This is a genomic window from Pseudomonas sp. 05N36 (assembly GCF_056397385.1).
Map to the genome: position 1 here is coordinate 577,754 of NZ_JBFTNH010000001.1, position 12,318 is coordinate 590,071.

Sequence of the window (12,318 nt, forward strand, 5' to 3'; positions counted from 1 at the left end):
ATGGTGGGCCAAACCCCGTCCGGCGGTGACGCGGTCGGAACTTCGCTTTAAACTGCCACTCCCTTTTTCCATCGCCCCTTTAACTTAAGCCAGAGTGGAATCCATGACTACCACGCCTAAACCTTTGGTCCTGATTATTCTTGACGGCTTCGGTCACAGTGAAAGCCAGGAATCCAACGCCGTGTTCGCGGCCAAAAAACCGGTCCTCGACCGTTTGTACGCCACCGTACCGAACGGCCTGATCTCGGGCTCGGGCATGGACGTCGGCCTGCCGGACGGGCAAATGGGCAATTCGGAAGTCGGCCACATGAACCTCGGCGCAGGCCGCGTGGTGTATCAGGACTTCACCCGCGTGACCAAAGCGATCCGCGATGGCGAGTTCTTCGAAAACCCGACCATCTGCGCCGCCGTGGATAAAGCCGTTGCTGCCGGCAAAGCCGTGCACTTCATGGGCCTGCTGTCCGAAGGCGGCGTGCACAGCCACCAGGATCACCTGATCGCCATGGCCGAACTGGCCTTCAAGCGCGGCGCCGAGAAAATCTACCTGCACGCCTTCCTCGACGGCCGCGACACGCCGCCAAAAAGCGCACAGTCGTCGATCGAACTGCTGGATGAAGCCTTCAAGACGCTGGGCAAAGGCCGGATCGCCAGCATCATTGGCCGTTACTTCGCCATGGACCGCGACAACCGCTGGGATCGCGTGTCCCAGGCCTACAACCTGATCGTTGACGGTAACGGCGAATTCAACGCCCCTACCGCCCAACAAGGCCTGCAAGCCGCCTACGAGCGTGGCGAGAGCGACGAGTTCGTCAAAGCCACCACCATCGGTGAGCCGGTCAAGGTCGAAGACGGCGACGCCGTGGTGTTCATGAACTTCCGCGCCGACCGCGCCCGTGAGCTGACACGGGTATTCGTCGAAGACGATTTCAAGGATTTCGAGCGCGCGCGCCAGCCGAAACTGGCCGGTTTCGTCATGCTGACCCAATACGCCGCCAGCATTCCTGCACCGGCAGCCTTTGCGCCGGGCAGCCTGGAAAACGTGCTGGGCGACTATTTGGCGAAAAACGGCAAAACCCAGTTGCGCATCGCCGAAACCGAAAAATACGCTCACGTGACCTTCTTCTTCTCCGGTGGTCGCGAAGAACCGTTCCCGGGCGAAGAACGCATCCTGATCCCGTCGCCGAAAGTCGCAACCTATGACTTGCAGCCAGAAATGAGCGCACCGGAAGTCACCGACAGGATCGTCGACGCGATCGAAAACCAGCGCTATGACGTGATCGTGGTCAACTACGCCAACGGCGACATGGTCGGACATAGCGGCGTGTTCGATGCCGCGGTGAAAGCCGTCGAGTGCCTGGACCTGTGCGTCGGTCGCATCGTCGACGCCCTGGAAAAAGTCGGTGGCGAAGCACTGATCACCGCCGACCACGGCAACGTCGAGCAAATGTCCGACGAATCCACCGGTCAGGCGCACACCGCTCACACCACTGAACCAGTACCGTTCATCTACGTCGGCAAACGCGACCTCAAGGTTCGCGAAGGCGGCGTACTGGCAGACGTGGCACCGACCATGCTCAAGCTGCTGGGCCTGGCGAAGCCTGCCGAGATGACGGGTACGTCGATCCTGGTCTGATCGAAAGGGGGATTGCTCAAATCCCCCTGACACACCACAAATCAACTGTGGGAGCGGGCTTGCTCGCGCCCACATTGGTTTTTCGGCGTTTTCACCCCCCAACCTGCTCCAGTTATCACACAGCCAGAAATGGACGTTTTTTTTACAGTCTTGGCCGGGCATACTAGGCTGTCTTTTTTCCCCTGGTGTCGCCCGCCTCTATGCTCCGCGCCCTGATTGCCCTTGCCCTGACCTGCCTGCTCCATCCGGCGTTTGCCGATGAACGCGCGCAAACCCAACAACAGTTGGACGCCACGCGTCAGGATATTGCCGAGCTGAAGAAGCTGCTGGGCAAGTTGCAGGAAGAAAAGTCCGGCGTGCAAAAGGACCTCAAAGGCACCGAGACCGAGATGGGCAAGCTCGAGAAGCAGGTCGATGCCCTGCAAAAAGAGCTGAAGAAAAGCGAATCCGAGATACAGCGACTCGATGGTGAGAAAAAAAAACTCCAGAGCGCGCGCATTGAACAGCAACGACTGATCGCCATTCAGGCCCGCGCGGCCTACCAGAACGGCCGCCAGGAGTACCTGAAGCTGCTGCTCAACCAGCAAAACCCGGAAAAATTCGCCCGCACCCTCACCTATTACGACTACCTGAGCCAGGCACGCCTGGAGCAGTTGAAGAATTTCAACGAAACCCTGCGCCAGCTGGCCAATGTCGAGAAGGACATCGCCCTGCAACAAGCCCAGTTGCTGGTGCAGAAAAGCAGCCTCGACAGCCAGCGCGACGAACTCGACAAAGTCCGCAAGGAGCGTCAGCAAGTCCTGGCCAAGCTAAACGATGACGTGAAAGCCCGCGACCAGAAGCTGCAAGCCCGCGAGCAGGATCAGGCCGATCTGTCTAAAGTACTCAAAACCATCGAGGAAACCCTGGCTCGCCAGGCCCGTGAGGCAGAAGAAGCGCGACAAAAAGCGCTGATCGCCCAGCAGGAAGCCGAAAAAAAGCGTTTACGTGAGGCTCAGGCCCGGGCTGAAGCCCCTACTGATGCCCCACGCAAGCCCGTCAAGTCGACACCCGGCGCACTGGTTTCAAGTGCAGGCGAGTCCTTCGGCGGGCCCTTTGCTTCAGCCCGCGGAAAACTTCCGTGGCCTGTCGATGGTCGATTGCTTGCGCGTTTCGGTGAAACCCGTGGTGACGATGCCCGAACCAAGTGGGACGGCGTGATGATCAGCGCCTCTGCAGGCAGCCAGGTGCATGCCGTACACGGCGGTCGCGTGGTGTTCGCCGACTGGTTGCGCGGCGCCGGTTTGCTGGTGATCCTCGACCACGGCAATGGTTTTTTGAGTTTGTACGGCCACAACCAGACGCTGCTTAAAGCGGCCGGTGACGTGGTCAAGGCCGGTGAATCCATATCCACTGTCGGCAACAGTGGTGGCCAGGACACACCTGCACTGTATTTCGCTATTCGTCAGCAGGGTCACCCGAGTGATCCAGCACAATGGTGCCGCGCGCAAGGATAGGCGTTGAGTCACCTACATTAGGAGTTCGTTCGACATGCTGCATTTGTCCCGCCTCAATTCGCTGGCCCTGACGATCGCTCTGGTGATCGGTGCGCCGTTGGCGTTTGCCGCTCAACCTGCCCCGGCGGTTGCGCCTGCGGGCACTGCCGCGACCACCAAGGCGCCATTGCCGCTGGAAGAGCTGCGCACCTTTGCCGAGGTCATGGACCGGATCAAGGCTGCCTATGTCGAACCGGTTGACGACAAGACCCTGCTGGAAAATGCCATCAAGGGCATGCTCAGCAACCTCGACCCGCACTCTGCCTACCTCGGCCCGGAAGACTTTGCCGAGCTGCAGGAAAGCACCAGCGGCGAATTCGGCGGCCTGGGCATCGAAGTCGGCGCCGAAGACGGTTTCATCAAAGTCGTTTCGCCGATCGATGACACGCCAGCCTCCAAGGCCGGCATCCAGGCCGGCGACTTCATCGTCAAGATCAATGGCCAGCCAACCCGCGGCCAGAGCATGACCGAAGCCGTGGACAAGATGCGCGGCAAGATCGGCGAGAAGATCACCCTGACTCTTGTGCGCGACGGTGGTGCACCGTTCGACGTGACGCTGACCCGCGCGACCATCCAGGTCAAGAGCGTGAAGAGCCAGTTGCTGGATTCGGGCTACGCCTACATCCGCATCACCCAGTTCCAGGTCAAGACCGGCGAAGAGGTCTCCAAGGCCCTGGCCAAGTTGCGCAAGGACAACGGCAAGAAGCTCAGCGGCATCGTGCTTGATCTGCGCAACAACCCGGGCGGCGTGCTGCAAGCGGCGGTCGAAGTGGTCGACCACTTCATCACCAAAGGCCTGATCGTTTACACCAAGGGCCGCATCGCCAACTCCGAACTGCGCTTCTCTGCCACCGGCAAGGACGAAAGCGAAGCGGTGCCAATGGTCGTGCTGATCAACGGCGGCAGCGCCTCGGCTTCGGAAATTGTCGCCGGTGCCTTGCAGGATCAAAAACGCGCCGTGGTCATGGGCACCACCAGTTTCGGTAAAGGCTCGGTGCAAACTGTGCTGCCACTGAACAACGACCGTGCGTTGAAGATCACCACCGCGTTGTACTTCACGCCGAACGGGCGCTCGATCCAGGCCCAGGGCATCGTTCCGGACATCGAAGTGCGCAAGGCCAAGATCACCAACGAGCAGGACGGCGAATACTTCAAGGAAGCCGATCTGCAAGGTCACCTGGGCAATGGCAACGGCGGCGCCGACAAGCCAACCAAGTCCAGCGGCAAAGCCAAACCGATGCCACAGGACGACGATTACCAATTGGCCCAGGCCCTGAGCCTGCTCAAAGGCCTGAGCATCACCCGCGGCCACTGAGATGCGCTTGCGGGTCATCCTCAGCCTGCTGTGTTGTCTGGCGGGTGCTGCTCATGCGGCGCCTGCCGAGACGGCGGCGCCACACAAGGCCTACCTGAGCCTGATCATCGATGACCTCGGGCAAAACCTGCCGCGCGACCGCCGTGTGCTGGCGCTGCCCGGACCGGTGACCACGGCAATCATGCCCGACACGCCCCACGCTGCCGAATTTGCCCGCGAGGCCCACCGCGCCGGCAAGATCGTCATACTGCACATGCCCATGGACCCGGCCACCGGCCCGTTCGCCTGGCATCCCGAACTCCCCATCGAAGAGCTGGAAAAACGCCTGAATGCGGCGTTCAACGCCGTGCCCTATACCAGCGGCATCAACAACCACATGGGCAGCCGCATGACCGCCCAGCAACCGGCCATGACCTGGCTGATGGCCGAGCTGCAACGTCGGCACAAGTTCTTTGTCGACAGCCGTACCAGTGCTCAGACCGTCGCCGCCGCCGAAGCGCAGAAGATCGGTTTGGCGAGTGTTTCGCGCGATGTGTTTCTCGATGACGAACGCACCGAGGGCGCAATCTTCACTCAGCTACAGACCGCCATCAGCCTGGCCCACAAGCAAGGCTCTGCGGTAATGATCGGCCACCCTTATCCACAAACCCTGGCAGTGCTTGAGCGCGAACTGCCCAAGCTCAAGGCCCAGGGCATCGACTGGATCAATATCAAGTTGATGATCAGCGTGCGCAGCAATCGCGCGACGGCGGCCCATGGCACCGATGGGAACTACCGCAACCGCTGAAACGCACCACCGAGCCTTGGACTCAGGCCTTCTGCGATGCAATAACTATCTATGCCTTCAGGTACTCAGGCACGTGCCAGGATAGAGCTCGCTCCGAATTTCATCCCCAAGGAATGGTCATGAAATATATCCATCATCTAACCCTTTACTGCCTGCTGATCACCAGCACCTGCCTGCAAGCGCGGGACCTGGGAGAAGGTGCCGCCAACGAATCAGCCTCAAAGGCACTGCAAAACAGCGATAAGCGCTACGCACTCTGGAGCGGTATCGGACGCCTGACCTTCAGCTCCGGCGCTTCATGCACCGCCTCCCTGCTCGACACCCGAAACAGCGAAGGCAAAGCCGTAGGGCCTGCGTATCTGATCACCAGCGGTCATTGCGTGCTCTTCGAATACGGTACCGCACGCACCAACGTGCCCATCGTCGCGAACATCACCTTCAACTACTTTTATGACGAACCTGAGCGGCAGACCACCTACCCGGTACGCACCGCCCTTTGGAGCAGCACTGTCGGCACCGATCTCGCCGTAATAAAGGTTGAGCGCTCACTGGCGAGCCTCATCAATTCAGGTATCAAACCACTCAAACTTGCCGCCCACCAGAGCGACGAGAGTCACGACGTGCTGAACATTGGAGCTCCACCAGGGTTCACCGAACAAGGCCTGCGCATGAGCGCTTGCTCGGAACAATCGGCCGGTAGCTTTGTCGGGCATCCGGGCGTATTTCCCCAGGCATTCAGAAATCGATGCGATGCAATCCGCGGCGGCAGCTCCGGAAGTCCGATGCTGGATCGTAGCAACAGTGATATCACCAGCATCGTCAGCAAGTACGCATTGGCTGCCGAGGGAACAGACCGATCAGAGTGCAGTTACAGCGACTCCTGCGAGGCGAGCACCTACAACTACAGCTACGCCGCCAACTTTCTGCACTACTGTTTTATCAATGGTGTGTTCGACGGCAACTCGACAAACTGCCAGTTGCAACCTGTGGACATCGCAATCGAAGAGCCCTGGAACGTCCGAAGCCACGTCTACATGGAACGGCGCACTGGCCAGGAAAGTATTTTGCCAACCTGGAACTACAGGTTCTCTATCAGCTCCCCCTTCTATCGATACAAAACAACACGCAATGCAAAAGACTGCCGTATACCCAGTCATTACAGTGCAGCCTTTGACTCCGTCACGCCCTATATCAATCGGACCATAGGGCCTCAAACCGGTGTCCATGTGCTGTGTATCATTGGAGTCGATAGCGCAGAACAACCCATCACCACTGCATTGTTACGCAATGCATTCACGTGGGCGGTCTACCTTGTTGAGCGCACATCAGTTGCTCGAAATGCACTGAACGCGATCAGAGATACCGCGCCATGATGTCGTCCACCACGCCTTCCTGGCGCAACTGATCCAGCGCGGCCTGAAGCCTGGCGACGATTTCGTCGGATACGTCTTTGTTCAGTGCCAGATAAAGTTGGGCACTGTTGAAACGCAGCACGGTCTTCAGGCCCGTCACGCCATCCTGCCGAGCGAGGTAACGGCCAGCAGGATCTCCCGTCGCCCAAAGGTCGATCTGGCCATTGACCAGCTTCTTCGCGTTGTCCTGATCGCGCAGCACCACGATCGGCTTCAGACCCTGCTTGGCCAGTGTCTCGGCAATCGCATCACCCTTGTAGGCGCCGATCTTGTACTTGCGCGCCTGTGCCAGCGACTCGAGGGTGATCTTGCTGTCAGCCTTGGCCAGCATGATCCAGTCGTCCGGACCAATCGGGCCGACCCATTTGAAGAGTTTCTCGCGGTCCGGCAGTCGCGCCATGACGAACACGCCATACCCGGGGTTCTCCAGGGCGAGTTTGTAGATTCGCTCCCAAGGAAAACGCAGTGTCAGGCTGTAGGTGATATCGGCGCGCTTGAACATCTCGCGGACGATGTCCACGGCGATGCCATTGATGTTGTCTTCCTGAGCGAAGTTCTTGCCGTTCTTCGCCATGTTGTAAGGCGGGAAGTTTTCCGTCAGCAACACCAGATCGGTGTCGGCTTTTTCTGCAGCATGTGCAGCGCCAGCCAGTAGTAACGAGGCGCTGGCGAGTACCAGGAGAAGACGTTTGAGCATGACGGTTTACCGGAATCCATGGCGTGCCCAAGCTTGCCCTGAGCCCGCCATGCTGTCCACTGGCCTTTATCGGACGCAGATACCGCGTTGCGCCATATAAGCCTTGGCTTCCGGCACGGTGTATTCGCCGAAGTGGAAAATACTCGCTGCCAACACTGCGCTGGCATGACCTTCGAGAATGCCGTCAGCCAAATGCTGCAAATTGCCGACGCCGCCCGAGGCGATCACCGGAATCCCCAGTGCATCGCTGATGGCACGCGTGACGCCCAGGTCGAAGCCGTTTTTCATGCCGTCCTGGTCCATGCTGGTCAGCAGGATTTCGCCGGCACCCAGACCTTCCATCTTCTTCGCCCACTCCACCGCGTCCAGCCCGGTAGGTTTGCGACCGCCGTGGGTGAAGATCTCCCAGCGCGGGGTTTCGCCCGGCAGTGAAACCTTCTTGGCGTCGATGGCGACAACGATGCATTGCGAGCCGAAATGCTGTGCTGCCTCGCCGACAAACTCCGGGTTGAACACCGCCGCGGTGTTGATCGAGACCTTGTCTGCACCCGCATTGAGCAGGTTGCGGATGTCTTGCACGGAGCGCACGCCACCGCCGACGGTCAGCGGGATGAACACCTGGCTGGCCATGCGCTCGACGGTATGCAACGTGGTATCGCGGCCATCGACGCTGGCGGTGATGTCGAGAAAGGTAATCTCGTCGGCACCCTGCTCGTCGTAGCGACGGGCGATTTCTACCGGATCGCCGGCGTCACGGATGTTCTCGAACTTCACACCTTTGACGACCCGGCCGTTATCCACGTCCAGGCAAGGAATGATGCGTTTGGCCAGCGCCATGGTAAGTCCTCAGCCTTTGTACGAATCGCAGAAAGCTTGCGCTTCAGCAACGTCGAGGGTGCCTTCGTAAATCGCCCGGCCGGTGATGGCGCCGATGATCCCCGGCGCCTTGGCGTCGAGCAGCGACTTGATGTCACCCAGGTTGTGAATACCGCCGGACGCAATCACCGGAATCCGCGTGGCGGCGGCCAGTGCTGCGGTGTACGACACGTTGCAGCCCTGCATCATGCCGTCTTTGGCGATGTCGGTATAAACGATCGCAGACACGCCGTCGGCTTCAAACTGCTTCGCCAGGTCGATGACCTGCACAGTGCTGATTTCAGCCCAGCCGTCGGTGGCGACAAAACCGTCTTTGGCATCCAGACCCACGATAACTTTGCCCGGGAAAGCGCGGCAGGCTTCGGCGACGAAGGCCGGATCTTTCACGGCTTTGGTGCCGATGATCACGTAGCTCACGCCCGCTTTCACGTAGTGTTCAATGGTTTCCAGAGAACGGATACCGCCACCGATCTGAATCGGCAGGTTCGGGTAGCGCTTGGCGATCGCGGTGACCACTTCGCCGTTGACTGGCTGGCCTTCGAAGGCGCCGTTCAGGTCGACCAGATGCAGACGACGGCAACCGCCCTCCACCCACTTGGCAGCCATGCTCACCGGGTCATCGGAGAACACTGTGGAATCTTCCATGCGGCCCTGGCGCAGACGTACGCAGGCACCGTCTTTAAGATCGATAGCGGGAATAATCAGCATCTGGCAAACCTTTAAATTCGATTTTTCAGCGTTGCTCGGAAATCAGTTTTTCTCGAGCGCCCACAGGTCACTTTCGATGCTTTCGAACCTCTCCTTGAGGTGCGCCTGCACATCGAAAATCGCCCTGTTGTAATAGTGCGGAGCAATTTCGCGGGTAAACAGCTCAAGAATTTCAGCCGCCTCGAACGAGCCAAGGTCAAGTTCGAAGCGGTCTTCCATGAAACGCTTGATCTTGCTGTTGGCCTCGTTCTCTTGCTCGGGTGTGAGCGTGAGAATCGGTGGCTTTTTCTTGACGGCCATTACCAGCGACCGTCCCACGCAGCGAAGTTCTGCAGCAATTGCAGGCCATGGGTATGGCTCTTCTCCGGGTGGAACTGCACAGCGAAACGCGAACCTTCAGCCAGTGCTGCGGCGAAGTCGACGCCGTAGTGACCGCTACCCACGACCTGCCGCGGATTGCCGGCGGCGATGTAGTAGCTGTGCACGAAGTAGAAACGCGCCAGGTCCGGGATGTTGTGCCACAGCGGATGACTCACCGTCTGCTTCACTTCGTTCCAGCCCATGTGCGGGACTTTCAGGTGTTCGCCGTCTTCATGCAGACCTTTGCCGAAGAACTTTACCTGGCCGGGAAACAGGCCGATGCAGTCGACGCCGTCGTTTTCTTCACTGCGTTCGAGCAAGGCTTGCATGCCCACGCAGATGCCGAGGAACGGACGGTCCTGGCTGACTTCGCGCACCAGCGAGTCGAAGCCCAAGCGACGGATCTCCGCCATGCAATCGCGAATCGCGCCCACACCGGGGAAAACCACCCGGTCGGCTTCGCGAATCACGCTGGCATCGCTGGTGATCAGCACCTTGCCGGCACCGACGTGCTCGAGTGCCTTGGCCACCGAGTGCAGGTTGCCCATGCCGTAATCGATAACCGCGACCGTCTGCATTACAGCACGCCCTTGGTCGAAGGCATTTGCCCGGCCATGCGCTCATCGAGCTCGACGGCCATGCGCAATGCGCGACCGAAGGCCTTGAACACGGTTTCGATCTGGTGGTGGGTGTTGTGCCCACGCAGATTGTCGATGTGCAAGCTGACGTTGGCGTGGTTGACGAAGCCTTGGAAAAATTCCTGGAACAGGTCGACATCGAAGCCGCCGACAGTGGCGCGGGTATACGGTACGTGCATCTGCAGGCCAGGACGGCCGGAGAAGTCGATCACCACGCGCGACAGCGCTTCATCGAGCGGCACGTAGGCGTGACCGTAACGACGGATGCCCTTTTTGTCGCCGATGGCTTTGGTGAAGGCCTGACCCAGCGTGATACCGACGTCTTCCACCGTGTGGTGGTCGTCGATATGCAGGTCACCCTTGCACTCGATATCCAGGTCGATCAGCCCGTGACGGGCGATCTGGTCCAGCATGTGCTCAAGGAAGGGAACACCGATATCAAATCGGGCCTTTCCGGTGCCATCCAGGTTGATCGAGGCTTTGATCTGGGTTTCCAGAGTGTCGCGCTCGACTGACGCCTTACGTTCGGCCATCACCAGCTCCGCAAAATCATTGGGCGAAAAAGGCAACCATTATAGGGGCGCGGACGCCAAACAGAAACACGCGAGGTGATATCCCTGACGGGCTGAACCCAATGCCGCCGGGGCTATACATGTCAGTACAAGCCAGCAAACCCAGAATCTGTGTATACGCAGATCCAATGTGGGAGCGAGCCTGCTCGCGATAGCGGCCTGACAATCAACAGAGATGTTGAATGTGGAGGCCTCATCGCGGGCCAATGGCACGCTACCCGAGGAAGCTTTCCACTCCAGCACGGTCGTGCTGTTCGCACCTTTGTCATGACCCAGCGCCTGTTCGGCGGCCAGTTCGGCATCGGTCATGAAGTATTTATCCGCCACCGGGCGCACCATCAGGTTGCAGAGGAAACCCAGCACCAGCAGGCCCGCGAGGATGTACAGGGTGATGTCGTACGCAGCCGCTCGCTCGACGCCGATGCTCAACTGGTACTCACGCAGGTAGTTCACCAACACCGGGCCGAGCACGCCGGCAGCGGCCCAGGCGGTCAGCAGGCGACCGTGGATCGCACCGACCATCTGCGTACCGAACAGGTCCGCCAGGTACGCCGGAACCGTCGCAAAGCCACCGCCGTACATCGACAGAATGATGCAGAACGCCGCCACAAACAGCGCGATGTTGCCCAGATGGCCGAGGTTCGGAATCAACGCGTACAGGGCAAAACCCAGGGCGAAGAACACGAAGTAGGTATTTTTACGCCCCAGGTAATCGGAGAACGACGCCCAGAAGAACCGTCCACCGATGTTGAACAGACTCAGCAAGCCAGTGAAACCGGCAGCGATTGCGGCGATCGACGCCAATTGCGAGGCGTCCAGCTGACCGAAGGTCAGGTCGTTACCGAGCAATTTACCGGCGAACACTTCCTGCAACAGCGGCGACGCCATGCCGAGGATGCCGATACCCGCCGATACGTTCAGGCACAGCACCAGCCACACCAGACGGAACTGCGGGGTTTTCCACGCAACGTTAACGTGCACGTGACGGTGAGTGATCATCGCGTTCGCGGCTTTTTTCGCCGGGGCGGTCCAGCCCTCGGGCTTCCAGCCGGTTGGCGGAACGCGGTACGACAGCGCACCGCCGATCATGAACACGAAGTAGATCGCAGCCATCACCAGGAAGCTCTGCCACACGCCGACGCCAGCCGGCGAAGCGAAATGGCCCATCAGCGCTGCTGCCAGCGGAGCACCGACCATCGCACCACCGCCGAAGCCCATGATCGCCATGCCGGTCGCCATGCCGCGCTTGTCCGGGAACCACTTGATCAAGGTCGAAACCGGCGAGATGTAACCCAGCCCCAGGCCAATCCCCCCGATGACGCCGGAGCCGATCCACATCAGCCAGATCTGGTGGGTATACACCCCCAGCGCGGAAATCAGCAGACCGCCGCACCAGCACAATGCCGAAACGACACCGGCCTTGCGTGGCCCGGCATGTTCCAGCCAGCCACCCCAGATCGCTGCCGAGCAGCCGAGGAAGATGAAGAACAGGGTGTAGATCCAGCCGAGCATCGAAATCGGCCAGTCACACTGGGACGAGAAAATCTGCGCGATGAAGCTCATGTCGGGTGCGCAAGCCAGCGGCGCAGTCACGCCAAGGGCTTTGGACAGCGGCAACCAGAACACCGAAAAACCATAGGCCATGCCGATGCACAGGTGGATGGCCAGCGCGGCCGGTGGAACCAGCCAACGGTTGAAACCGGGCCTGGCGATGATCCGCTCCTTGGACAGGAACGCTGACTGGGCGGGAATAATACCCGCCTCGGTACTCGTGCTCATTTGTGT

General features: G+C 59.7%; 12 protein-coding genes. 5 read left to right on the forward strand and 7 right to left on the reverse strand.

Annotated features, from left to right (window positions below):
• Positions 1–103 precede the first annotated feature (103 nt).
• The 5 genes from gpmI (at position 104) to AC1DIH_RS02635 (ending at position 6,643) form a co-directional block, all read left to right on the forward strand.
• Entirely contained in the window at positions 104–1,633 is a 1,530-nt protein-coding gene (gene gpmI / locus AC1DIH_RS02615; RefSeq protein ID WP_477770483.1) for a 2,3-bisphosphoglycerate-independent phosphoglycerate mutase, read from the forward strand.
• 200 nt (positions 1,634–1,833) lie between these two features.
• Positions 1,834–3,129, forward strand: a complete 1,296-nt coding sequence (locus AC1DIH_RS02620; protein WP_477770484.1) for a murein hydrolase activator EnvC family protein — start codon at positions 1,834–1,836, stop codon at positions 3,127–3,129.
• 34 nt (positions 3,130–3,163) lie between these two features.
• On the forward strand, positions 3,164–4,483 hold the full coding sequence (locus AC1DIH_RS02625; RefSeq protein WP_123582053.1) for a S41 family peptidase: 1,320 nt from the start codon (positions 3,164–3,166) through the stop codon (positions 4,481–4,483).
• Between the two features lies 1 nt (position 4,484).
• Positions 4,485–5,270, forward strand: a complete 786-nt coding sequence (locus AC1DIH_RS02630) for a divergent polysaccharide deacetylase family protein (RefSeq protein ID WP_477770485.1) — start codon at positions 4,485–4,487, stop codon at positions 5,268–5,270.
• Positions 5,271–5,389: 119 nt separating this feature from the next.
• Positions 5,390–6,643 carry a trypsin-like serine peptidase gene (locus tag AC1DIH_RS02635; RefSeq protein ID WP_477770486.1) on the forward strand — a complete coding sequence of 418 codons (1,254 nt, stop codon included), beginning with the start codon at positions 5,390–5,392 and terminating at the stop codon, positions 6,641–6,643.
• Here the strand turns inward: AC1DIH_RS02635 and AC1DIH_RS02640 are convergent.
• From AC1DIH_RS02640 to AC1DIH_RS02670, 7 genes are all read right to left on the reverse strand, one after another.
• On the reverse strand, positions 6,624–7,379 hold the full coding sequence (locus AC1DIH_RS02640) for a substrate-binding periplasmic protein (protein ID WP_477770487.1): 756 nt from the start codon (positions 7,377–7,379) through the stop codon (positions 6,624–6,626). The two genes, AC1DIH_RS02635 and AC1DIH_RS02640, sit on opposite strands and share 20 nt — an antisense overlap.
• Positions 7,380–7,445: 66 nt before the next feature.
• Positions 7,446–8,216 (reverse strand): imidazole glycerol phosphate synthase subunit HisF, encoded by a 771-nt coding sequence (gene hisF / locus AC1DIH_RS02645; protein ID WP_145016691.1) that lies wholly within the window; start codon positions 8,214–8,216, stop codon positions 7,446–7,448.
• A gap of 9 nt (positions 8,217–8,225) precedes the next feature.
• Entirely contained in the window at positions 8,226–8,963 is a 738-nt protein-coding gene (gene hisA / locus AC1DIH_RS02650) for a 1-(5-phosphoribosyl)-5-[(5-phosphoribosylamino)methylideneamino]imidazole-4-carboxamide isomerase (protein WP_054595157.1), read from the reverse strand.
• 42 nt (positions 8,964–9,005) lie between these two features.
• Positions 9,006–9,263 carry a DUF2164 domain-containing protein gene (locus tag AC1DIH_RS02655; RefSeq protein ID WP_046815284.1) on the reverse strand — a complete coding sequence of 86 codons (258 nt, stop codon included), beginning with the start codon at positions 9,261–9,263 and terminating at the stop codon, positions 9,006–9,008.
• Complete coding sequence (gene hisH, locus AC1DIH_RS02660) at positions 9,263–9,901, reverse strand: imidazole glycerol phosphate synthase subunit HisH (RefSeq protein ID WP_347928641.1); 639 nt, start codon at positions 9,899–9,901, stop codon at positions 9,263–9,265. Before hisH ends, AC1DIH_RS02655 begins: the two co-directional genes overlap by 1 nt.
• Positions 9,901–10,494 (reverse strand): imidazoleglycerol-phosphate dehydratase HisB, encoded by a 594-nt coding sequence (gene hisB, locus AC1DIH_RS02665; protein ID WP_071552374.1) that lies wholly within the window; start codon positions 10,492–10,494, stop codon positions 9,901–9,903. Before hisB ends, hisH begins: the two co-directional genes overlap by 1 nt.
• Positions 10,495–10,533: 39 nt before the next feature.
• Positions 10,534–12,312 carry an OFA family MFS transporter gene (locus tag AC1DIH_RS02670; RefSeq protein WP_477770488.1) on the reverse strand — a complete coding sequence of 593 codons (1,779 nt, stop codon included), beginning with the start codon at positions 12,310–12,312 and terminating at the stop codon, positions 10,534–10,536.
• Positions 12,313–12,318: the final 6 nt, after the last annotated feature.